The 20439-nt window shown below is 72.2% G+C and carries 23 protein-coding genes and 2 pseudogenes; 14 read left to right on the top strand and 11 right to left on the bottom strand.

Annotation, left to right across the window (positions count from 1 at the left end; translation table 11 throughout):
- Window positions 1-42: 42 nt before the first annotated feature.
- The 3 genes from ABZT17_RS41655 to ABZT17_RS41645 all read right to left on the bottom strand — a co-directional run bounded on the left by ABZT17_RS41655 (window position 43) and on the right by ABZT17_RS41645 (window position 2041).
- The gene (locus ABZT17_RS41655; protein ID WP_356357381.1) at window positions 43-798 is read right to left on the bottom strand and encodes a dienelactone hydrolase family protein; all 756 of its coding nucleotides are present in this window, start codon (window positions 796-798) and stop codon (window positions 43-45) included.
- 121 nt (window positions 799-919) lie between these two features.
- Window positions 920-1540, bottom strand: a complete 621-nt coding sequence (locus ABZT17_RS41650; RefSeq protein ID WP_356357379.1) for an L-threonylcarbamoyladenylate synthase — start codon at window positions 1538-1540, stop codon at window positions 920-922.
- 9 nt (window positions 1541-1549) lie between these two features.
- Window positions 1550-2041 carry an FBP domain-containing protein gene (locus ABZT17_RS41645; protein ID WP_356357377.1) on the bottom strand — a complete coding sequence of 164 codons (492 nt, stop codon included), beginning with the start codon at window positions 2039-2041 and terminating at the stop codon, window positions 1550-1552.
- A 70-nt stretch (window positions 2042-2111) separates the two neighbouring features.
- On the opposite strand from ABZT17_RS41645, the gene ABZT17_RS41640 reads away from it, so the two are divergent.
- From ABZT17_RS41640 to ABZT17_RS41610, 7 genes are all read left to right on the top strand, one after another.
- Window positions 2112-2690, top strand: a complete 579-nt coding sequence (locus ABZT17_RS41640; RefSeq protein WP_356357375.1) for a WHG domain-containing protein — start codon at window positions 2112-2114, stop codon at window positions 2688-2690.
- 16 nt (window positions 2691-2706) lie between these two features.
- On the top strand, window positions 2707-3891 hold the full coding sequence (locus ABZT17_RS41635; RefSeq protein WP_356357373.1) for a GDSL-type esterase/lipase family protein: 1185 nt from the start codon (window positions 2707-2709) through the stop codon (window positions 3889-3891).
- Between the two features lie 48 nt (window positions 3892-3939).
- Entirely contained in the window at window positions 3940-5457 is a 1518-nt protein-coding gene (locus ABZT17_RS41630) for a helix-turn-helix domain-containing protein (protein ID WP_356357371.1), read from the top strand.
- A gap of 289 nt (window positions 5458-5746) precedes the next feature.
- Entirely contained in the window at window positions 5747-7096 is a 1350-nt protein-coding gene (locus ABZT17_RS41625; protein WP_356357369.1) for a transaminase, read from the top strand.
- Window positions 7097-7149: 53 nt separating this feature from the next.
- Entirely contained in the window at window positions 7150-7590 is a 441-nt protein-coding gene (locus ABZT17_RS41620) for an Lrp/AsnC family transcriptional regulator (RefSeq protein WP_356357368.1), read from the top strand.
- A gap of 67 nt (window positions 7591-7657) precedes the next feature.
- Window positions 7658-7894, top strand: coding sequence for a hypothetical protein (locus tag ABZT17_RS41615; protein ID WP_217236250.1), 237 nt, complete (start codon window positions 7658-7660; stop codon window positions 7892-7894).
- 146 nt (window positions 7895-8040) lie between these two features.
- Window positions 8041-8808, top strand: a complete 768-nt coding sequence (locus tag ABZT17_RS41610; protein WP_356357366.1) for an alpha/beta fold hydrolase — start codon at window positions 8041-8043, stop codon at window positions 8806-8808.
- 21 nt (window positions 8809-8829) lie between these two features.
- Here the strand turns inward: ABZT17_RS41610 and ABZT17_RS41605 are convergent, their stop codons facing one another.
- Window positions 8830-9393, bottom strand: a complete 564-nt coding sequence (locus ABZT17_RS41605; RefSeq protein WP_356357365.1) for a hemerythrin domain-containing protein — start codon at window positions 9391-9393, stop codon at window positions 8830-8832.
- Between the two features lie 149 nt (window positions 9394-9542).
- Entirely contained in the window at window positions 9543-10049 is a 507-nt protein-coding gene (locus ABZT17_RS41600; protein WP_356357363.1) for a DUF2231 domain-containing protein, read from the bottom strand.
- A 288-nt stretch (window positions 10050-10337) separates the two neighbouring features.
- Here ABZT17_RS41600 and ABZT17_RS41595 point away from each other — a divergent pair, with 288 nt between their 5' ends.
- Entirely contained in the window at window positions 10338-11183 is an 846-nt protein-coding gene (locus ABZT17_RS41595; RefSeq protein ID WP_356357361.1) for a universal stress protein, read from the top strand.
- A gap of 16 nt (window positions 11184-11199) precedes the next feature.
- On the opposite strand, the gene ABZT17_RS41590 is transcribed toward ABZT17_RS41595, so the two are convergent.
- From ABZT17_RS41590 to ABZT17_RS41580, 3 genes are all read right to left on the bottom strand, one after another.
- Window positions 11200-11652, bottom strand: coding sequence for a pyridoxamine 5'-phosphate oxidase family protein (locus tag ABZT17_RS41590; RefSeq protein WP_356357359.1), 453 nt, complete (start codon window positions 11650-11652; stop codon window positions 11200-11202).
- Between the two features lie 160 nt (window positions 11653-11812).
- Complete coding sequence (locus ABZT17_RS41585) at window positions 11813-12418, bottom strand: CBS domain-containing protein (RefSeq protein WP_356357357.1); 606 nt, start codon at window positions 12416-12418, stop codon at window positions 11813-11815.
- Window positions 12419-12479: 61 nt separating this feature from the next.
- Window positions 12480-12881, bottom strand: a complete 402-nt coding sequence (locus tag ABZT17_RS41580) for a hypothetical protein (protein ID WP_356357356.1) — start codon at window positions 12879-12881, stop codon at window positions 12480-12482.
- Window positions 12882-13118: 237 nt separating this feature from the next.
- Here ABZT17_RS41580 and ABZT17_RS41575 point away from each other — a divergent pair, with 237 nt between their 5' ends.
- Both ABZT17_RS41575 and gap read left to right on the top strand, forming a co-directional pair.
- Entirely contained in the window at window positions 13119-13811 is a 693-nt protein-coding gene (locus tag ABZT17_RS41575; protein WP_356357354.1) for a response regulator transcription factor, read from the top strand.
- Window positions 13812-13934: 123 nt separating this feature from the next.
- Window positions 13935-14957 (top strand): type I glyceraldehyde-3-phosphate dehydrogenase, encoded by a 1023-nt coding sequence (gap, locus tag ABZT17_RS41570; protein ID WP_356357353.1) that lies wholly within the window; start codon window positions 13935-13937, stop codon window positions 14955-14957.
- A 197-nt stretch (window positions 14958-15154) separates the two neighbouring features.
- On the opposite strand, the pseudogene ABZT17_RS41565 reads toward gap, so the two are convergent.
- Window positions 15155-15798, bottom strand: a pseudogene (locus ABZT17_RS41565) (MFS transporter); the annotation flags it as partial.
- Window positions 15799-15844: 46 nt separating this feature from the next.
- Window positions 15845-16234 (bottom strand): hypothetical protein, encoded by a 390-nt coding sequence (locus ABZT17_RS41560; RefSeq protein ID WP_356357383.1) that lies wholly within the window; start codon window positions 16232-16234, stop codon window positions 15845-15847.
- On the opposite strand from ABZT17_RS41560, the pseudogene ABZT17_RS41555 reads away from it, so the two are divergent.
- Window positions 16175-16339 (top strand): annotated as a pseudogene (locus ABZT17_RS41555) (respiratory nitrate reductase subunit gamma); the annotation flags it as partial. The gene ABZT17_RS41560 and the pseudogene ABZT17_RS41555 sit on opposite strands and share 60 nt — an antisense overlap.
- Entirely contained in the window at window positions 16336-16830 is a 495-nt protein-coding gene (locus tag ABZT17_RS41550; RefSeq protein ID WP_356357352.1) for a hypothetical protein, read from the top strand. The pseudogene ABZT17_RS41555 and the gene ABZT17_RS41550, both read left to right, overlap by 4 nt.
- Here ABZT17_RS41550 and ABZT17_RS41545 read toward each other — a convergent pair.
- Window positions 16814-18712, bottom strand: a complete 1899-nt coding sequence (locus ABZT17_RS41545; RefSeq protein WP_356357382.1) for a PAS domain S-box protein — start codon at window positions 18710-18712, stop codon at window positions 16814-16816. The genes ABZT17_RS41550 and ABZT17_RS41545 overlap by 17 nt on opposite strands.
- 305 nt (window positions 18713-19017) lie before the next feature.
- Here ABZT17_RS41545 and ABZT17_RS41540 point away from each other — a divergent pair, with 305 nt between their 5' ends.
- Both ABZT17_RS41540 and ABZT17_RS41535 read left to right on the top strand, forming a co-directional pair.
- On the top strand, window positions 19018-19752 hold the full coding sequence (locus ABZT17_RS41540; protein WP_356357350.1) for a CBS domain-containing protein: 735 nt from the start codon (window positions 19018-19020) through the stop codon (window positions 19750-19752).
- Between the two features lie 148 nt (window positions 19753-19900).
- Entirely contained in the window at window positions 19901-20323 is a 423-nt protein-coding gene (locus tag ABZT17_RS41535; RefSeq protein ID WP_356357348.1) for an Hsp20/alpha crystallin family protein, read from the top strand.
- The last annotated feature ends 116 nt before the right edge of the window (window positions 20324-20439 follow it).

The raw sequence follows: 20439 nt of genomic DNA, 5'->3' as shown, positions 1-20439 counted from the left end.
CTTCCGTCTACACAACCCACGGGCGCCTGGAGCCGGTTGTTGTCAGAAGGTCCGCTCCAGCAGGTCGAGCAGCGCCGCCCAGTGCCGCTCGTCGCCCTCCTGGTGGTAGGTGGCCGTGTCCGCCTGGGTGAACCCGTGGTGCGCGCCCGGGTAGACCTCGCAGCGGTGCCGTACGCCCGCCGCCGTCAGGGTCTCCTCCAGCAGCTGCTGCTGCTCCGGGGGCATCGACGGGTCCTCGTCGGCGTGAGCGAAGTACACCTCGGCCGTGACCTTCTCCACCACCAGGTGCGGACTGTCCGGCGCGTCCGTCGCCAGCCGCGCGCCGTGGAAGCCGGCCGCCACCGCGACCCGGTCCGGATAGGTGCCCGCAGTGAACAGCGCCAGCCGCGCGCCCATGCAGTAGCCGGTCAGCGCGACCGGGCCGTCCGCGACGAGCGGGGAGTCGGCCAGCCACCGCAGATAGGCGTCCGCGTCCCGCATGGCGAGCTCGGGGGTGAGCGTCTGCATCACCGGGCCGATCTGCTGGAAGATCTCCGGCCGTGCCGACGGGTCGATGAACTCGGGCAGGTCGAAGACCGGTGTACGGCCGTGCCGGTAGAAGACGTTCGGCACCAGCACCGTGTAGCCGGCGCCGGCCAGCCGGTCCGCCATGGACCTCAGATGCGGACGGAGTCCGAAGGCGTCCTGGTAGAACAGGACACCGGGATGCGGCAGGCCGTCGTCCGGATGTGCCAGGTAGGCGTCGGCGACGCCGTCCTCGGTGGTGATGTCGACGGCTGTTCCCTGTACGGAGGCCATGGGGGACTACCTCTCTGCGCGCTCGGCGCCGACGAACTCCACGGCCCCACGGGCCGGGTGCGATCATCGTTGCACGCGTCATCGACCGGCCCGACACGACCCCCGGCCCAACCGGAACGGCTCATTCGAACCGCGTGGTGTCCCCGGCCCCCCGCCGTACGATCTCCGCCTCGCCGCCCGAGAAGTCGATGACCGTCGTCGGCTCGGTGCCGCACTCCCCGGAGTCGACCACCGCGTCCAGGACATGGTCGAGGCGGTCCTTGATCTCCCAGCCCTGCGTCATCGGCTCCTCCTCGTCGGGCAGGAGCAGCGTGCTGGACAGCAGCGGCTCGCCGAGCTCCGCGAGCAGGGCCTGGGTGACGACGTGATCGGGGATGCGCACGCCGACCGTCTTCTTCTTCGGGTGCTGCAGCATCCGCGGCACCTCCTTGGTCGCCGGCAGGATGAACGTGTAACTGCCGGGCGTCGAGGCCTTGATCGCGCGGAACACGTCCTTGTCGACCCGCACGAACTGGCCCAGCTGCGCGAAGTCCTGGCACACGAGGGTGAAGTGGTGCCGGTCGTCCAGGTGACGGATCGTCCTGATCCGCTCGATGCCGTCACGGCTGCCCAGGCGGCAGCCGAGCGCGTAGCAGGAGTCGGTGGGATACGCGATGAGCGCGTTCGACCGGATGCTCTCCGCGACCTGCGAGATGGTGCGCGGCTGGGGGTTGTCGGGGTGCACGTCGAAGTACTTGGCCATCCGCCGAGCTTATGCCGTGGTCACCTTGGCGACGAACGCGGCGAGGTTCGCCACGGTGCGGTGGATCTTCTCCTCCAGGGTGAGGGTCTCGGGCAGCCGCCCGCCGGCGCCCGGGTCCTTCTTGCCCCGCACGTACAGCGAGCAGGCGAGATCGGCGCACATGTACGCGCCGACCGAGTTGCCCTGCTGCCCGGCCTTGCCCGCGCGCGGCGCGACCATGAGGGACACATCGCCATGGGTGGTGAGGCACATCGAGCACATGCTGCGGCGGGTCTGCCAGGAGCCGGCCGGGGAGGTGCGGAGCCGGACGGCGTGGGGCCGGCCCGCCAGCTCGACGACGAGGTAGGCGCGGGCGGGGGCCTGGGGGTCGCGCCAGCCCAGACAGTCCAGGTCGTCCCAGGGCCGCTCGGCCAGATCGCGCGGGATGTGCAGCCGCTTCGCCTCGCCCTTGGTGCAGTTCACGAAGGCGGCGCGGATCTGCTGCTCGGTCAGGGGTTCCATAGGGCCACGCTAGGATGCCTAAAAGCTTTAGGCAAACGCATAATCGATTCAGGCAAATGAGAGGGTCGTCATGGTACGCGTAGGGCTGACCACGGAGCGGGTGGTCCGGGCAGGTGCGGAGCTGGCCGACGAGGTCGGCTTCGACCAGGTCACCGTCTCGGAGGTCGCCAGGCGCTTCGACGTCAAGGTCGCCAGCCTGTACTCGCATGTGAAGAACTCCCAGGACCTCAGGACCCGTATCGCCCTGTTCGCCCTGGAGGAACTCGCCGACCGGGCCGCCGACGCCGTGGCCGGCCGGGCCGGCAAGGACGCCCTGGTCGCCTTCGCCGACGCCTACCGCGACTACAGCCGGGAACACCCCGGCCGTGCGAGCGCGGCCCGGCTGCGGCTCGACCCCGAGACGGCCGCCGCCGGCGCGGGAGTCCGGCACGCCCGGATGACCCGCGCGATCCTGCGCGGCTACGACCTCACCGAGCCGGACCAGACCCATGCCGTACGGCTGTTGGGCAGTGTCTTCCACGGTTACTCGAGCCTGGAGCTGGCCGGCGGCTTCAGCCACAGCGCCCCCGACTCCGACGAGAGCTGGACCCGGATTCTCGACGCCCTCGACGCCCTCCTGCGCAACTGGCCCGCCACTCCGACCCCTTGACCGACAGGCAGAGGACATGGACACCGAGTACGACTGGATCACCACGCCGATCACCGCGGAGCTGCTGCGCGGCGCCCTCGACCTGGAGCGCACCGACCGCGGCCTGATGCCGCACCGACTGCCCGCCTGGGCCCGGGCCCAGTGCGACGACGGACAGCTGGCCATGGCCGAGGCCCAGCCCTCCGGCGTACGGCTGGTCTTCCGCACCCGCGCCACCGCCGTCGAACTCGACACGGTGCCGGTCAAGCGCGTCTACGCCGATGCCCCCCTGCGCCCCGACGGCTTCTACGACCTTCTCGTCGACGGCCGCCCGGCCGGCCAGGGCGTGGTGAAGGGCGGCGACACGGCGACCATCGACCTGAGGACCGGCGCCACCGAACTCCGCCGCGGCACAGCCGGCACCCTCCGCTTCACCGATCTGCCCGAGCGCGACAAGGACATCGAGATCTGGCTCCCGCACAACGAGATCACCGAACTCGTCGCCCTGCGCACCGACGCGCCCGTCGAGCCCGCGCCGGCGAACGGCCGTAAAGTCTGGCTCCACCACGGCAGTTCGATCAGCCATGGCTCCGACGCCGCGAGCCCCACCCACACCTGGCCCGCGCACGCCGCCTCCCTCGCCGGAGTCGAACTGATCAACCTGGGATTCGGCGGCAGCGCCCTGCTCGACCCGTTCACCGCCCGCACCCTGCGCGACACCCCCGCCGACCTGATCAGCGTCAAACTGGGCATCAACCTGGTCAACACCGACCTGATGCGCCTGCGCGCCTTCGGTCCCGCCGTCCACGGCTTCCTCGACACCGTCCGCGAAGGTCACCCGACCACACCCCTGCTGGTCGTCTCGCCCATCCTCTGCCCCATCCACGAGGACACCCCCGGCCCCACCGCCTGGGACCTCGCTGCCATCGACGAGGGCCGGCTGCGCTTCACGGCCATGGGCGATCCGGCGGACGTCGCGACCGGAAAGCTGACCCTGAACGTCGTACGCGAGCAGTTGGCCCGGATCGTGAAGCAGCGCTCCACCGACGACCCGAACCTGCACCACCTCGACGGCCGCGCCCTCTACGGCGAGGCCGACAGCGCCGAACTGCCGCTTCCCGACGACCTCCACCCCGATGCCGCGACCCACCGCCTGATCGGCGAACGCTTCGCCGCGCTGGCCTTCGCCGACGACGGCGCCTTCGCGGACCACGGCGCCTGAACCGCGGTTCAGTCCGAGGCCGATGCGATGCGGGAGGAGAAGGACGAGATGCCTGACCGAACGGACGGGGCGCGTCCCGCGCGGGTGACGGGCGCCGACGACCCGACGTGGGCGCAGGATCTGCTCGGGCAACTGCGGCCCGCCGGGGGAGATGTCCGCCGGGTCGTCGGCTGGCTCGCGGACGTCGTGCACGGGAGCGCCTGCCTCCAGGACGAGACCGGCTCCCTGCTGGCCGGCACCTGGCTCCCGCTCGACGGCGCCCTCGTCGCCGACCTCGCCACCGGCCGGATCGCCTCCGCCGCATGGGACGACACCGGCCGCCATCTGCGCCTGGTCGGCGTGGAGCAGCCGGGACGGGGTGCGGTCGCCGTGCTGGCCGTGGCTCGCGACACCCCCTTCGACCGGCGGAGCTCCGACATCGTCACCCACACCGCCCAGGTCGTCGAACTCCTGCTCAGGGCACGTGAGTCGACCGAGTCCGCCCGCCGGCTCCGACGCGCCACCTCCGACCTGCGCCTGGCCATCCTGCAACTGCTGATGGTGGAGGACACCGTCGCCGCCCGCAGGGTGGCCGCGGGCCTGTGGCCCGGTCTGCTCGACACCGACACCGCCTGCGTCTACGTCCTGGAAGGGGGCGTACGGGACCGCGACCGCATCGCCGAGGAGTGCCTCGACGTGACGCGGGAGCGGGCCCTGGTCGTACGTTGCCCCGCCGTGGACGCGCACGTCATCGTGGTCACTCCGCGCGACGCGGCCGCCGAGGAGCTGCGCTCGCTGATCGGCCGGCGGCCCGGCACCCTCCTCGGCGGCAGCGCCCCGCACAGCCTCGCCCGCACCGCCACCGCGTACGGACAGGCCGTCAGCGCCCTCGCGGTGGCCCGCTTCCGCCCCGACAAGCAGGCCGTCTACGCCGAACGCACCCACCCCGAACGCCTGATGGACCCGGCCGCCCTGCGCGGCTGGACCGACCGGTTGCTGCACCCGCTCGACACCCTGCCGCACCACACCCGCGCCGAACTCCTCGCCACCTCCCGGCTCGGCCTGGAGTTCACCGCCGTCAACGCCGCCAAGGTCCTCGGGGTCAGCCGCAACACCGTCCGCGCCCGAATGGAACGCGTGGAGAGCCTGCTCGGGGCGGACTTCTCCGACCTCACCGCCCGCGCCGTCGTCCACCTGGCACTCAACACCCAGATCGGGCTGGCCGACGACGCCCCCGACCCCGTCCCGGCCGGCCTGGACGACCTGCTGGCAGGTGACGCCCTGCGCACCTGGGCCCGCGAGCTGCTCGACCGCCTGGACACCGACGCCCGCGACCTGCGCCGTACCCTGCGCACCTGGATCGCCGCCGGCGGCAACGCGGAACGCGCCGCCCAGACCCTCGGCGTGCACGCGCAGACCGTCCGGGACCATGTCCGCAGCGCGGAACCCGTGCTGGAACGCCAGCTCCTCGCCGCCGGCAGCGACCTCTACGAGGTCGTCCTCGCCCACCTGGCCCTCGGTGATCTCGGCGAGCCCGGCCTCGACCGGTCGAACCGGGGCCAAACGGACTCACCTGTGCACGGGTGAGTCCCGGGGCCGCCGTAGTGGGCACCGACGCGATACCCAACACAACCGCAGGTCACGTAAGTTCGACAGCCGCGGGGCGCGACCGGCACGGGGGACTGGTCGCGCCCCGCGGTGCTGTCCGGGGCGGGCGAGCAACTCGGTCGACATCGCATGGACGCGTGAATCGAGCGCGGTGACGCGTTAATCAATCGTTGGTGCGCGTGAATCCGCTCCAAAGAGTTGAATAGACGGCCGTTTCCGTCGTACAGTCACTTCATTCCTTCGTCCGACCCGTGTGCCGAGGTGACCCATGGACCGCTCCCGTCTGCAGGACCTGCTGGCCCGCGAGAGTGCGGAGGCGGTAAGCCGCTGTCCGCGCTCCCGGGACGCGTACGCACGCGCCGACCACCTCTTCGGGCGGGTGCCGATGACGTGGATGAACAAGACCGCGGGGCCGTTCCCCCGCTACCTCGCGACCGCCCGCGGCGCCCGCATCACGGACATCGACGGCCATGAGTACGTCGACTTCTGCCTCGGTGACACGGGTGCCATGACCGGCCACTCGCCGGCGCCCGTCGCCGAGGCGGTGCAGCGCCGCTTCGCCGAGCTGGGCGGGGCCACCGCGATGCTGCCCACGGAGGACGCCGAGTGGGTCGGCGCGGAACTCACCCGCCGCTTCGGCCTGGCCCGCTGGAGCTTCTCGCTGACCGCGACCGACGCCAACCGCTGGGCGATCCGCCTGGCCCGTGCCGTCACCGGCCGCCCCAAGATCCTCTTCAACAGCTACAGCTACCACGGCAGCGTCGACGAGTCCCTCATCGTCGTCGGCCCCGACGGCGGGGGAGAGGCCCGCCCCGGCAACGTCGGCGCGCCCTGCGACGTCACCCTCACCAGCCGGGTCGCCGAGTTCAACGACCTGGAGCAGCTGGAGCGCGAACTCGCCCATGGCGACGTCGCCGCCGTCCTCATGGAACCCGCGCTCACCAACATCGGCATCGTGCTGCCCGAACCCGGCTACCTCGAAGGCGTCCGCGAACTGACCCGCCGGCACGGCACCCTGCTCATCAACGACGAGACCCACACCTTCTCCGCCGGCCCCGGCGGCTGCACCGCGGCCTGGGACCTCGACCCCGACGTGCTCACCATCGGCAAGGCGATCGGCGGCGGCGTCCCGGCCGGCGCCTACGGCCTTTCCGCCGAACTCGCCGACCGCCTCCTCGACCGCACCGACCTCGACCTGGTCGACATGGGCGGCGTCGGCGGCACCCTGGCCGGCAACGCCCTTTCCGTCGCCGCCATGCGCGCCACCCTCGAACTCGTCCTGACCGACGACGCGTTCGCCCATATGGCCAAGCTGTCCGAACGCTTCGAGGCAGGCGTCCGCGCGGGCATCGACGCGCACGCCCTGCCCTGGTCGGTCAGCCGCCTCGGCGCCCGCACCGAGTACCGCTTCGCCTCCCCGGCCCCCCGCACCGGCACCGAGTCCGCCGCGGCCGCCGACACCGACCTGGAGGACTTCCTCCACCTCTACCTGGCCAACCGGGGCATCCTGCTGACCCCGTTCCACAACATGGCCCTCATGTGTCCCGACACCACCGAGCGGGACGTCGACACCCACACCGACGTCTTCGCCGCCGCCCTGACGGAACTGATCGGCTGAGCAGCGCCGCCGACCGGCCCGAGACCACCGACCGACAGAGGAGAACCAGCACCGTGGACGAGATCGACCGGGCCATCCTGCGCGAACTGCAGATCGACGGCCGTATCGCCTACGCCGACCTCGGCCCCAAGGTCGGTCTGTCCGCGTCGGCGGCACGCCAGCGCCTCCAGCGGCTGCTGGACTCCAGGACCGTCCAGGTCGTCGGGGTCACCGACCCGATGGCCATGGGCGGCCAGTCCATGGCGCTGCTCGGCATCACCGTGGACGGCGACCCCCGCGCGGTCGCCGACGAACTCGCCCGGCGCGACGAGGTCGTCTACTCCGTGCTGACCTCCGGCGGCTTCGACCTGTTCGCCGAGGTGGTCGCCTCCGGCCCGCGTGAACTCCTGGACTTCGTCAACGACGTCGTACGGCCCGTCGAAGGCGTGCGGGAGATCCGGTCGTTCCCGTACTTCGGCATCCACACCCACCGGTTCCTCTGGGACGTGGGCTGATTGCGCAGCGTGGGACGGGTACCCGGACCTCTCCGGAAGGACAACCGCTGGAGGAGGGCCGCACACCATGACGAGCAGCACGGAGACCGGCGGCGTGACCGGGACGCCGGACAAGGACTACAACCTGATCTGGTACGTCGAGGCATGCCTGAACAACGCCCTGCGTCTGGAGAGCTACATCCAGGACGCCGAGCGCGAGAAGGACACCGAGGTCGCCGACCTGTTCCGCAAGGCCCAGGCCGATAGCCGCAAGGGCGCCGAACTGGGCAAGGGACTTCTGCGCGCCCGCCTCGACGGGAGCTGACCACCGCTCACGCCCACGGCCCGGACACCGTGCCGCCCACGGTGTCCGGGCCCTGTCGTGCGCTCCTGTCGTGCGCTCCACGGTGACGGCGGCCCCGGGGCCGACTAGCCTACTGGTCGGTAACGGACCGGATCCAGGAGGCAGACATGGCGCAACTCGACGTCGTGGGCGCGGTGTTGACGTACGACGACGAAGGCCCCCGCGACGGTGAGGGCGTGCCCCTGGTTTTCGTCCACGGGTGGACGGCCGACCGCCACCGCTGGGACCACCAGTTCGCGCACTTCTCGCCGAAGCGCCGGGTGATACGACTGGACCTGCGCGGCCACGGCGACAGCACCGGAGCCGGCGTACGGGCCGTCGACGACCTCGCCCAGGACGTCCTCGCCCTCCTCGACCACCTGAAGATCGACCGCTGCGTCCTCGTCGGCCACTCCATGGGCGGCATGATCGCGCAGATCGTCGCGCTCGCCCGGCCCGACCTCGTCGAACGCCTGGTCCTGGTCGGCTCCATCAGCCGGATGACCTACAGCCGCGGCCGGGGCCTGCTGATGGCGGCCTCCACCCTCGTGCCCTTCAGACTCTTCGTCGCCGCCAACATCCAGCGGGCCTTCGCGCCGGGCCACCCGCGCGAGGAGATCCGCGAGTACATCAGGGCCTCGGCCGCCACACCGAAGGACGTGGTCATGACCGACTACGGCGCGATGCGGGCCTTCGACGTCCTGGACCGCGTCGGCGAGATCGAGGCACCCACCCTGATCGTCCACGGTTACCACGACGTCCAGCTGCCGGTGAAGCAGATGCTGCGCAAGGCGAAGGCGTATCCGAACGCCGTGGTCCGCGTCATCGACGCCGGCCATGAACTCCCGGTGGAGAGGCCGGCGGAGCTGACCGAGGCCCTCGACCGGTTCCTGTGAGCCGAGCTGCCGGGCCGCTGGTCAGTCGTGCTTGCCGCGGCCGCTGAGGGCGTCGCGCAGACGGTCGACCAGACCCGCGCCCGGCGCCAGCAGCTTGTTCGCCGGAGGGGTGTCCGGTGCGGAGGGGTGGGGCCGGGTCGGCGCCATCTTCTTGGCCTGGCGGACCTTGTCGCCCAGCTTGTCCAGCGCCTCCGGCGGACACGCGGCACGCAGTTTCGGGAAGAGGTTCTCCTCCTCGTCGGCGATGTGCGCGCGGACCTCGGTCATCAGCCTGCCGATGAGCCGGTCGAACTCGCGGTGGTCCGCCTCACAGCTCTCCAGCTCCTTCATGATCTGCTCGGCCGTGGAGTGGTCCTCGATCTCCTTGTCCGCGATGCCGTCCCCGCCGGCGACGTGTTCCCGCACCGCAGGATAGAGATACGCCTCCTCGGCGACCGAATGCCGGACCAGCTCCATCGTGACCTGGTCGGCGTGGACCTTGCGGTCCTTGTCCCCGATCGGCAGCGACTCGATCCGGCCGAACAACTCCTCCACCTCACGGTGGTCGGTCATCAGTTCCTCGATCACGTTCCCGCCGTGCCCCATGCCCTTCACCTCCAGCCAGGAAGCGGCGGGTCCCGGTCCGGATCCGCCACGGGCTCCGAGTGCCCTGTGCCCCGGCGGGCTAACGCGCGGGGTTCGGGCCCTTCTCGGTGCCCTCGCACGGGGCCGGCCGGGGAAACGCGTCGGCCGCCCTACGGCGTGGCCGTCTTGGAGTAGCTGCCCTGCCAGGCCGCCTTCGCGCCCGAGTCGCCGATCCGGTAGACGTCCACCACGGCGCCGACCGCGACAGCGAGGGAAACGACCACGACTATGCCGCGCACCACTGTCGAAGGCGTCCACGAGGCAGCCGACGTGCCGTCCGCTGCGGGAGCCGAGCGGCGCGCCGTCCACCAGACGACGGCCGAGACGACGAAGAGGCCGAGAGCCCACGGCAGCATGCTGTCACCGAGCTCGGCGTGCCTGCGCACGAGTGAGCCGCTGCCGACACGCTGCTCCAGCCACTCTCCCGCGTGCGTCGCGAGCGGCACGCTCCCCAGCGTCACGAACGCGAGCACGGGCAGCAGCAGGCCGATCCGGCGGGCACCGCCGGGCCAGACCGCGCACACCACGAGTGCCAGGGCGCTCAGAGGCACGAGGACGATGACGAAGTGCACGAACAGGACGTGTGCGGGTAGCCCGTTGACAACGGTCAGACTCATGAGCGCCTTCTCCAAGGGTGGTTGCGCCGTATGCGCGTGGACCGGGTCCCCGGTCGGCACGGGGGACCCGCGACGCACTTTTTCACAGGAGTCTCTCAGTTGGCTCTGAGTCCCTTCAGGCCCAGCGGCCCTGACCTCCGCGGCGACCGGGGACGGGCCCAGGGTCCCGGTGGCAGGGGCCGTACGGCGCTCGGCCGGGTTCTCGCGGCCCCTGCCCCCGCCGCCCGCGCGGGACGAGCATCGTGTCCGAAGCCGCAGAGGGAGCACGGCACAGAAGGGAACCGGGACATGAAACTCCCCTACGTGGTCGTCGGTGTCGACGGCTCACTGCACGCGATACGCGCCCTGGACCGGGCCGCCGACGAGGCCGCCCGGCGCGAGGCCGAACTGCGCCTCGTCTACGCGGTGCCCGACAGCGACGAGGCGGGGCCGATCCTGGCGTCCGCCGTCGCTCGCGTCCATGCCCGGCGCCCCGGTCTGCGAGTGGCCGCCCGGGCCGTCCAGGGCGGCGCCGTACGGGCGTTGACCGAGGAGAGCGACGGCGCCGCCCTCACCGTCGTCGGTACGCGCGGCTTCGGCGGGATCGGCGGCACCCTGTTCGGCTCGGTGAGTCTGCGGCTGGCCGCGCACGTCCGCGGTCCGCTGATGGTGGTCCGCGGCGACCACCCCTGGGAGGCCGCCCTCGACGCGGGGCGCGACGTCCTCCTGGGACTGCAGGGCGACGCGGACGCGGACGCCGCCGTCTACGCCTTCGAGGAGGCCGAGCGGCGGCGCGTGTGGCTGCGTGTCGTGCACTCCTGGGACCACCGGCACATCACCCCCGAACCGCCCTCGCCGGTCCCCGCGACGAGCCCCGGTCAGCAGAGCCTGGCGCGTTACGAACGGTCGGAGGAGGCGGTGGCGCGCTTCGCTCTCGCACGCCTTCGGGCCCAGCACCCTCGGGTGGGCGTCGACGCCCGCTCCGTGCGCACCGGCCCTGCCCACGCCCTGCTGGAGGCCTCGGAGCGGGCGTCCGTCGTGGTGATCGGCGCGCATCGCCGCACCGGCCGGTTCACCCCGCATCTGGGCTCGGTCGCGCACACCCTGCTGCATCACTCCCACTGCCCCGTGGTGCTGGTGCCCACGGAGTCATGACCGGCGCCCGTCGGACTCAGGCGTCGGCGGGAGCCAGGCGGATACCGGTGACGAGGTCGGGGCGGATCCGGACCGTGTAGTCCATCGCACGGCCCACCCAGGGGCGCAACAGCTCCTGGTAGCGGGCGCGTTGGCCGGGGTCGGTCACCAGGTGGGCGTATCCGGTCACCACCACGCTCCAGCCCAGGTGCGTGTCGGGATCGATGGCGTCCACCTCGTAGGCGACGACGACACCCTGCCCGTCGGCCTGCCCGGTGCGGGAGGTGAGGGCGGCGCCCTCGTGGGTGCGGATGACGATGTCCCCGCCGTCGAGGACATGGTTGACGGGCCGGACCGTCGGCAGCGCGTGCCGGGTGAAGACGATCCGGCCGAAGGAGACACTGCCCAGCAGCCGCAGGGCCTCCGCGGTGTCGAGCGCGATGCTCTCGCGGGGACCTGTGGGGACCGGCTCCGCTTGGTCCAGGGTCATGGGCGGCTTCCGTGGGTTCTCGAGACATGGTGCGGTTCTCTTCGCGGCGCGGTGCTGTCAGGGGTGCGGTGCGCCGCTGTTTCCGGTCAGACCATTGCAATAGGGGCGGAGCGGGGCCCGCTAGGGCCGCTCGGCCCCTTCGCCTGCACCGGAGGGCCCTTCACCCGGGTTCCGTGTTCCCCGCGTCGTCGACCCGATACGTGAGGCCGTTGACGACCCCCACCACCCCTTCGACCTGCCATGCCGACCGCACGGCCGGGCCGATGTCGCTGCTGAGCGCCATCCGCCCGGTCAGCGTGACCATGCCGTCCCGGACGGAGACGTCGACCGCCTCGGGCGGCAGGCCCAGAGCCGCGAGCATGACCTTGTCGATCACCTCGCGCCGTATCGTCCCGTCGGTGCGCGCGAAGACCCGCAGCAGGTCGCGGCGGGTGGCGATGCCGATCAGCCGGTCCTCCTCGTCGACCACGGGCAGCCGTTCGATACCGTGCCGCTCCATCACGCGCGCGGCACCGGAGACGGACTGTTCCGGGTGCACGGTGATCGCGGGAGTGGACATCAGCTCTCCCGCGGTGAGCGTGCCCGCACCGGCCCGTGCCAGATCGGTCCCGGAGACGACCCCGAGGACCTTGTCGTCGTGGTCGACGACCGGCACTCCGCTGATGCGGTGCCGGTCCAGTAGCCCGACCAGCTCCTGGTGGGGTGTCGCGCGGTGGGCGAGGACGACCTCGCTGGTCATCACCTCGCCGATGATGTGCTGTTCCACGGCGTCTTCTTTCTTCCTCCCACGCGCCGGTGGGCGGGACACCCCGCCCACCGCGCCGGCGCTAGTGCTGTCGCTGAGGGGACGGGCCGCCCCGCCAGGGCGGTGGGGCCGCGGTCCTCCGGGAGGTCTCCCGACGGTCGGAGAGCCGCTCCAGGTGGGCGCGCAGCCGGTCCTGCAGCCGGTCGCCGAGTTCGTGGGCGCTCGCCTCACGGGCGTGGACGACGAGCAGTTCGCCGCCCACACGGATCTCGGCCCCCGCCGACCAGGGCTCCTCGACATGGTTCGCCCCGGCCCTGGCGACCCGTACCTCGCCGGTGACGGGCGGCAGGCCCGGCCGGTCGAGAGCCGCGTCCACCTTGGACCGGATGTACGCGAGTGCCTGCTCGTCGACGTCGCCGCCCTCGGCTCTTGTCCGCACGGCGGGGGTGGTGGGGGCTTCGGCGTCGGTGTCCCTGGGAGTCATCCGCTCCACTCCTCTGATCGTCTGTGGGCAGTACCAGGCTTCCCTCGGTGCTCCCCGGGCCCCAGGGGCCGCCCGGCCCACGAAGAGGGCCGTGGGTCCCGACGCGGCGAGGCCGGCGCGCAAATCAGGGCCGACCGGCCCTGGCCCACCGGCCCCCGGGGGAGAAGGATCTCGTCCCGGGAACCGGTTTCGCGCACCCGGGCGCGGAGCCACGGCACACAGCGCGAGGAGCATCAGATGGCGGACAGCCGGCGGCCCGGCCCCGACGACCCGATCCGCGTCTTCCTGCTGGACGACCACGAGGTCGTACGGCGTGGCGTGCACGACCTGCTCGACGACGAACCGGACATCACCGTGGTCGGCGAGGCGGGCACCGTGCAGCAGGCACTGGTGCGCGTTCCCGCGCTGCGTCCGCAGGTGGCCGTCCTGGACGTCCGTCTCCCGGACGGGGACGGTGTCACCGTCTGCCGCGAACTGCGCTCCAGCATGCCCGAGTTGAGCTGTCTGATGCTGACCTCGTTCGACGACGAGGAGGCCCTCCTGGACTCGATCATGGCGGGCGCCTCCGGGTATGTGCTGAAGCAGATACAGGGTTCCGACCTGGTGTCGGCCGTACGCACCGTGGCGTCCGGGCAGTCCCTGCTCGATCCGAGCGCCACCACACGGCTGATGGCCCGGCTCCGTCACGACCAGCAACGGGAGGAGGAACCCGACGCCCTTCCCGGCCTGACCGACCGGGAGCGGGAGATCCTCGCCCTGATCGGCGAGGGCCTGACCAACCGGCAGATCGGCCAGCGCCTCTTCCTCGCGGAGAAGACCGTCAAGAACCACATCTCCCGCCTGCTCGCCAAGCTGGGCGTGGAGCGCCGCATCCAGGCCGCCGTGATCGCCACCCAGGCCCAGGACCGGCTGGGGCGGCAGGGCGGCTGACGTCCGGCATCAGGTCCGAACGGCCCCCGATCGCCCCCGTACGGCCCATGCCGCCGCCGGCCCCTCTCGCGGAGGCTGACAGTGCAGCCCGGGTCCCACCGGGCACCGAAGGGGAGGACGGACATGAACGTGCGCGTGGGCATCAACGGCTTCGGCCGTATCGGCCGCAACTACCTGCGCTGTGTGCTGGACCGCGCCCAGGCCGGCAACGGCACCCGGATCGAGGTCGTCGCGGTCAACGACATCACCTCGCCCGCCACGCTGGCCCACCTGCTCGCCTACGACTCCACGTACGGCCGGATCGGCCGCACCGTCGAGCACGACGACACCTCCGTCACGGTCGACGGGCACCGGATCGCCGTCACAGCCGAACGCGACCCGGCTTCGCTGGCCTGGGGCGACCTGGGCGTGGATGTCGTCATCGAGTCGACCGGTCGCTTCCGGACCCGGGCGGCGGCCGGGGCGCACCTGGAGGCGGGCGCGCGCAAGGTGCTGCTGTCCGTACCGGGCAAGGACGTCGACGCCACCTTCGTGATGGGCGTCAACGAGGGGACCTACGACCCCGACAACCACCACGTGATCTCCAACGCCTCCTGCACCACCAACTGCGTGGCCCCCATGGTCAAGGTGCTCGACGAGCACTTCGGTGTCGTCAAGGGCCTGATGACGACCATCCACGGGTACACCAACGACCAGGTCGTCCTCGACGGCCCGCACAAGGACCTGCGCCGCGGACGCACCGCCGCCGTCAACATCATCCCCACCAGCACCGGTGCGGCCCGCGCCGTCGGCCTGGTCCTGCCCGAACTCGCCGGGACGCTGGACGGCATCGCCGTCCGGGTGCCCGTCGAGGACGGCTCCCTCACCGACCTCAGCATCGTCCTGGAGCGGGCGGTGAGCGCAGACGACGTCAACGCCGCCTACCGTGAGGCCGCCGACGGGCCCCTGAAGGGCGTCCTGCGGGTCTCCGACGCCCCCATCGTCTCCCGCGACATCGTCGGCGACCCCGCCTCCTGCGTCCTGGACGCCCCGCTGACCCAGGCCCACGGCGAACTCGTCAAGGTCTTCGGCTGGTACGACAACGAATGGGGCTACACCAACCGGCTGATCGACCTCACCGAGTACGTCATCGCCCGACTGCCGTAGACGGGTTCCGGCGAGTTCGCCGGCTGATGTCCGGCCGGACGCCGTACGACACATATACGCGGCTTGTCCGTTGGACGTATGACCTTTGGCCCGTTTCCCGGCCCGCACCGGTGCCGGGAGGCGGGCCACCGACGCGGCCGAAATGGGCCGGCGGGTGCAGCGCAACGCGGCGGGCGGGGCCCAGCTGCGGCTGGACACGACTGCACCAGGGCCCCGGAGACGACCAGCGCCGGTGAGCCCGCCAGCACCGGCAGCGGGCCGAACCGGTCCGAGAGCCAGCCGCCGATCGGCCGCATCGCCACCGCGAGCAGTACGAAGCCGGCCATGTGGTTCGCCGCGTCGGTCCGGGAGAGGCCGTAGCCGTTCCTGAGGTACGTGGGCAGGTACACGGAGAAGGCGACGTACCCGCCGAAGGCCACCGCGTACAGCGCCGACCTGCCAGATGATCCCGAGCCGCAGCCTGGCGGCCAGCCGGGTGCGCAGAGGCTCCGTGGGCACCGTACGGCCCGGGGCGTCGCGCGGGACCAGCGTGACCACGACCGCGTAGGTGACCAGGGCCGCGGCGGTGATCAGGAACGGGGTCCGGACGCCCTGCGCCTCGACCAGCCTGACGGTGCTGAGCCCGCTGATCACCGTACCGCCCATGCCCATGCCGAACAGACCGATGGCGAGGCCCCGCCGCTCGGGCGGGAAGCAGCGGGAACATCACCCGGCCACCGAACCGGTCGGTCAGCGCCCCCATTGACGGCAATCCGACGGTGGCGAGGGCCGGCATCAGCCAGGCGCGGGACGACACCGCTGGTGTCGGTTCCGGTCGCGGGTTCCTCGGCGGCTGGAGCATGGCACGGTCTCTTCTGCGGGCGGGTGACTGCTGTCAGAGTTCTGGATCACCCCGCGGGGACGGCGTGGGCCGAAGGACCCCGAACCACGGCCGGTCGGGACCCGCTCAGGGCCGTTCGGCCCACGGTGGGGCGGCCGGTGGCCCGCATAGCGTCCGGGTCCATGGAGAACGACGAGAGCGCGCGCCCCGCACGGCGTCGCGCCATCGAGGGCTGGCCGCCGGCCGCGCGCCGTCTGCTGACGCGCCGTGAGGTCTCGGCCGACGGGTGGGCCGTGTTCGGCACCGGCGACCCCGCCTGGGAGGGCTTCTGCCGGGACCGCTGGGCGCACGACAAGGTGGTGCGCTCCACCCACGGCGTCAACTGCACCGGCTCCTGCTCCACGCCCTCACCGCGTGCCTGCTCTTCGCCGCCTGGCCGTTCACCCGGCTCGTGCACGTGTGGAGCGTGCCGGTCGGCTGTCCGACCCGCCCGTATCCGGTCTACCGGCGGCGGACCGACGTCGTCCGGGTCGGCGGGCGCGCACCCGAGGAGGTCCGATGATCGTCGCGGTCGGGCACGGTGATCTGACCGATGCCACGGTGAAACTCCTGGAGGTCGAGCTGCGGGACCGCCTGGAACGCCTCGACGACGGCGCCGCCGCCTTCGTGCGGGCCGGCGCGGGGCTGCCGGTGGCCTTCGGGCGGGCGGCGCGCGCGGCCGGCAGGCGGCTCGTGGTGCTGATTCCGACCCAGCACTCCGTGCCCGCGCTGCTCCCCGGACGGGACCGGGAAGGAGCGCGGGAACTGCTGCTGCTCGCCGAGGAGGTCAGGCTGGCCCCCTTCGACCCCGCCGACCGGGACGCCCGCATCGGCGCCGACGAGCGCCTCGTCCGGGCGAGCAGCACGGTCCTCGCGGTATGGGACGGCTCGCCCTCCGACGGCAGGGACGCCACCGCCCACCTGGTCGCCTACGCCCGTGGCCGCGGTGTCCCGGTCGAGGTCGTATGGCCCGAGGGAGCCGCGCGGACCGAGCGGATCACAACCGGAGGGTGAACCACGTCGTCTTGCCCTCGTCGGTGGGCCGCACCCCCCAGGTGTCCGCCAGGGCCCGCACCAGGATCAGCCCCCGCCCCGACTCCTCGTCCTCGGCGGCGAGTCGGGGCTGGGGGAGGTGCGGGCTGCGGTCGCTGACCTCGACGGTGAGATGGGTGGCCGTGCGGTGCAGATGCAGACCGACGGGCCCCTCGGCGTGCTGCACGGCGTTGGTCAGCGTCTCCGACAGCAGCAGGACGGCGTCGTCCGCGCTCGGGGCGCAGTTCCACGACGTGAGCGCCTTGTGCAGGAACGCCCGCCCCTCCGGCACGGACGACGGGACGGCCGCCAGGTCGATCCCCATGGCCGCCAGCGGCGCGGCCGGCAACTGGGCCAGCAGGAGCGTGACGTCGTCGTCGTGGCTGTCCGCGTGGGGCAGCAGCCGCGCCAGCACATGGTCGGCCGCCGCCTCCAGACAGGGGGTGCCGACGAAGAACTCGTCGAGGACCAGGGAGAGTTCGCCCACCCGCTCCTCGATGTCGCTGCCCGGCGTCTCGATCAGGCCGTCGGTGTAGAGGACGAGCGTCGCGCCCGGCGGGATCTCGCTGCACGCCTGCTCGTACAGGATGCCGCCCACGCCCAGTGGGGCGTTGACGGGCGAGGTCAGGCCGGACACGCCCGTGTCCCCGCCGGCGACGAGGATCGGCAGATGCCCGGCGGAGCACACCGTGACCGTCCCGGCGTCCGGCGCGATGACCAGATAGCAGCAGGTGACGAGCTGGTCCGGCACGTCGAGGTCGGCCACGCAGATGTCCAGGGCCTGCATCAACTGCCGGGGCTGCATACCGGTCTTGGCGAGTGCGTGCGCCGCGGAGCGCAGCTGCCCCATGACGGCGGCGGCCTCCAGGCCACGGCCCATGACGTCACCGATCAGCACTCCGACCCGGTCCGCGCCGAGCGGGATCAGGTCGAACCAGTCGCCGCCCACGCCCGCGCCCTGGGTGGCCGGCCGGTAGCGGCTCGCCGTGGCCAGACCCGGCAGCGCGGGCGGGGTGCCCATCAGGCTGCGCTGCAGGGTGAGGGCGATGTGCCGCTGCTGCTCGTACAGCGCGGTGAGTTCGGCCTCCGCCTTCTTGCGGTCGCTGATGTCCCGCACGATGGCGCACGCGCCGACCACGGTCCCGGCGGTGTCCCGGGTCGGCCACAGCGTGACGTCGACGTCCAGCAGGCCACCGGTATTGGTGACCCGCAGTGTCTCGAAGTGCTCGACCTTCTCGCCGCCCCGCAACCGCTCCAGCAGGGCGCCGATCTCGTCCTGCAGATCGTTCGGTGCCAGCAGGGACACGTGTCGGCCGATGGCCTCGTCGGCCGTATAGCCGTAGAGGTCCTGCGCGGCCGCGTTCCAGTAGGTGATGTAGCCGTCGAGCGTCTTGGCGAGGATCGCGTCCTGCGAGGACTCGACCAGCGCGGCGAGTTCGTTGATGCGGGCCTCGGCGGCCTTGCGGTCGCTGACGTCCCGGACGGCCGCGGAGACCAGCAGTCCGTCCGAGGTCTCCAGCGGGCTGAGACTGATCTCCACCGGGAACTCGGTGCCGTCCTTGCGCAGCCCGTGCAGATCGAGTCCGGCACCCATGGGCCGCACCTGGCGGTTGGCGGCGTAACCGCCCCGGTGCAGGGTGTGCTGGCCGCGGAAGCGGTGCGGCATGAGCAACTCCACCGGATGTCCGAGCAGTTCCTCGCGCCCGTAGCCGAACAGGGCCTCCGTCTGGGCGTTGACCAGCTTGATGACACCGGTGTCGTCGACGATGACCATGGCGTCCGGTGCCGCCTCCAGCAGTCCCCGGAACCTTTCCTCAGCCCCTCCGGGCCCGCTCTCGCAGACCGCGGCAGCGCACCTGCACATCTCCGGTCCGCCCATGGCGGCAGGTACCCGCTCCGTCTCGACGATGTCGGTCACCTCCGGCTCACCTCCACCCCAGCGACGATCCGCACATCACACCGTCTCCGCCCCGCCGCCACACCGCGATGTCGCTTACTGTCCGTACAGTGAGCGCTCCTGTCCGCTGTCACGTCGGGGGATGCCCGTGACGCGGCGGAAGTGCCCGCAGGGCTCAGGCACTTGTGCCGTTCGGCCCATGTCCCGCGCGCGTTCGTGACCCAGCCTGAAGGCAGAGCGGCGCCCCGCGCCCGGACCCGCCGGAGGACACCATGTACGGCACCCCGCACACCGTGAGCGATGTGATGACCCGCACCGTCGTCGCCCTGTCGGGCGGCGCACCGTTCAAGGACATCGCCAAGGCGATCCGCCGGTGGCAGGTCAGCGCCCTGCCCGTGCTCGACGAGGACCGGCGTGTGCTCGGCGTGGTCTCCGCGGCCGACCTGCTGCCCAAGGAGGAGTTCCGCGACGGCACCCCCGACCGCTACACCCGTCTGACGCGGGCCGCCGACCTCGCCAAGGCCGGCGCGCGCACGGCGGGCGAGCTGATGACGGCCCCCGCGCTCACCGTCCGCGCCGACGCCACGCTCGCCCAGGCCGCCCGCACCATGGCGCGGTACGGCGTCAAACGGCTGCCGGTCGTGGATGACACGGGAGTGCTGCGGGGCATCGTCAGCCGCTCCGACCTGCTCCAGGTGTTCCTGCGCGAGGACGCGGACATCGCCCAGGAGGTTCGCCGCGAGATCGTCGCCCCGCTCTTCCCCGACCCACCGGAGCCGCTCGGGGTACGGGTGCGCGACGGAGTCGTACGGATCACCGGCCGGGTCCGGGACACCGCGCTGGTGCCCGTCGCCGTCCGCCTCACCCGGGCCGTCGAGGGCGTCGTGGACGTCGACTGCGCGCTCACCGGCCCGCGCCGCCACCCGGACCTCGACCCCGACCTGCCCGACACGGACGACGGCGGCGGGGCCGGGGCGGACCCCCAGAAAGCCCGCTCGTCCCAGTGAACCCATGGGGAGCGGGCCGGGCCCGCGTGGAGGCGGTGGACGAGTGGTTGGCAAGGTCCGGTCGGGTCGCGAGCGGGGCCGGGCGGCTCACGCGCCGACGACCCGCGGGGCGGGACGCTGAGGGCGGGAGAACGAAGAGGAGGGTGACATGAGCGGCATGATCGAACGGCTGCCCGGCTGGCCCGCGTTGCCCGACCTGTTCGGCTGGGTCGAGGGCGGGCTCCCGGCGGCGCACACCGTTCCGGGGACGCACGGCATCCGGATCGAGGAGCACCTGGAGGAGGGCACGTACGTGCTGCGGGCCGAACTCCCGGGCATCGACCCCGCGAAGGACGTCGAGATCACCGTCACGGAGGGTCTGCTGACCCTGCGGGCGGAGCGCGCAGCCGAGACGACGGGCAAGCACCACACGGAGTTCCGGTACGGCACCTTCACCCGCTCGGTGCGGCTGCCGGCCGGTGCCACGGGCGACGACGCCACCGCCGAGTACAAGGACGGCGTCCTGACCATCGAGGTCCCGGTGCCGGAGGAGAAGGCGGGCACCAGGACCATCCCCGTGCGCCACGGCTGAGTGCAGGGGCTCGCCGCGTCGCACCCCGTGTGCGCGACCGGGATCCGCCCCGGCGCGGCCACGTGGGGGGGGGGCGGGCGGGGTCTGGGTGCGGGGGTGGGGGCCCCCCGCCACGG

It is taken from the genome of Streptomyces sp. NPDC005648 (genome assembly GCF_040605395.1).
Taxonomy (GTDB): domain Bacteria; phylum Actinomycetota; class Actinomycetes; order Streptomycetales; family Streptomycetaceae; genus Streptomyces.
Note: the sequence above shows the minus strand (reverse complement) of the source record. Positions and strands in the feature narration are given on the sequence as shown.

Coding starts and splice junctions, on each gene's coding strand:
- ABZT17_RS41655 (WP_356357381.1), bottom strand. CDS start 798: ATGGCCTCCGTACAGGGAACAGCCGTCGACATCACCACCGAGGACGGC.
- ABZT17_RS41650 (WP_356357379.1), bottom strand. CDS start 1,540: ATGGCCAAGTACTTCGACGTGCACCCCGACAACCCCCAGCCGCGCACC.
- ABZT17_RS41645 (WP_356357377.1), bottom strand. CDS start 2,041: ATGGAACCCCTGACCGAGCAGCAGATCCGCGCCGCCTTCGTGAACTGC.
- ABZT17_RS41640 (WP_356357375.1), top strand. CDS start 2,112: ATGGTACGCGTAGGGCTGACCACGGAGCGGGTGGTCCGGGCAGGTGCG.
- ABZT17_RS41635 (WP_356357373.1), top strand. CDS start 2,707: ATGGACACCGAGTACGACTGGATCACCACGCCGATCACCGCGGAGCTG.
- ABZT17_RS41630 (WP_356357371.1), top strand. CDS start 3,940: ATGCCTGACCGAACGGACGGGGCGCGTCCCGCGCGGGTGACGGGCGCC.
- ABZT17_RS41625 (WP_356357369.1), top strand. CDS start 5,747: ATGGACCGCTCCCGTCTGCAGGACCTGCTGGCCCGCGAGAGTGCGGAG.
- ABZT17_RS41615 (WP_217236250.1), top strand. CDS start 7,658: ATGACGAGCAGCACGGAGACCGGCGGCGTGACCGGGACGCCGGACAAG.
- ABZT17_RS41610 (WP_356357366.1), top strand. CDS start 8,041: ATGGCGCAACTCGACGTCGTGGGCGCGGTGTTGACGTACGACGACGAA.
- ABZT17_RS41605 (WP_356357365.1), bottom strand. CDS start 9,393: ATGGGGCACGGCGGGAACGTGATCGAGGAACTGATGACCGACCACCGT.
- ABZT17_RS41600 (WP_356357363.1), bottom strand. CDS start 10,049: ATGAGTCTGACCGTTGTCAACGGGCTACCCGCACACGTCCTGTTCGTG.
- ABZT17_RS41595 (WP_356357361.1), top strand. CDS start 10,338: ATGAAACTCCCCTACGTGGTCGTCGGTGTCGACGGCTCACTGCACGCG.
- ABZT17_RS41590 (WP_356357359.1), bottom strand. CDS start 11,652: ATGACCCTGGACCAAGCGGAGCCGGTCCCCACAGGTCCCCGCGAGAGC.
- ABZT17_RS41580 (WP_356357356.1), bottom strand. CDS start 12,881: ATGACTCCCAGGGACACCGACGCCGAAGCCCCCACCACCCCCGCCGTG.
- ABZT17_RS41575 (WP_356357354.1), top strand. CDS start 13,119: ATGGCGGACAGCCGGCGGCCCGGCCCCGACGACCCGATCCGCGTCTTC.
- gap (WP_356357353.1), top strand. CDS start 13,935: ATGAACGTGCGCGTGGGCATCAACGGCTTCGGCCGTATCGGCCGCAAC.
- ABZT17_RS41550 (WP_356357352.1), top strand. CDS start 16,336: ATGATCGTCGCGGTCGGGCACGGTGATCTGACCGATGCCACGGTGAAA.
- ABZT17_RS41545 (WP_356357382.1), bottom strand. CDS start 18,712: ATGTGCAGGTGCGCTGCCGCGGTCTGCGAGAGCGGGCCCGGAGGGGCT.
- ABZT17_RS41540 (WP_356357350.1), top strand. CDS start 19,018: ATGTACGGCACCCCGCACACCGTGAGCGATGTGATGACCCGCACCGTC.
- ABZT17_RS41535 (WP_356357348.1), top strand. CDS start 19,901: ATGAGCGGCATGATCGAACGGCTGCCCGGCTGGCCCGCGTTGCCCGAC.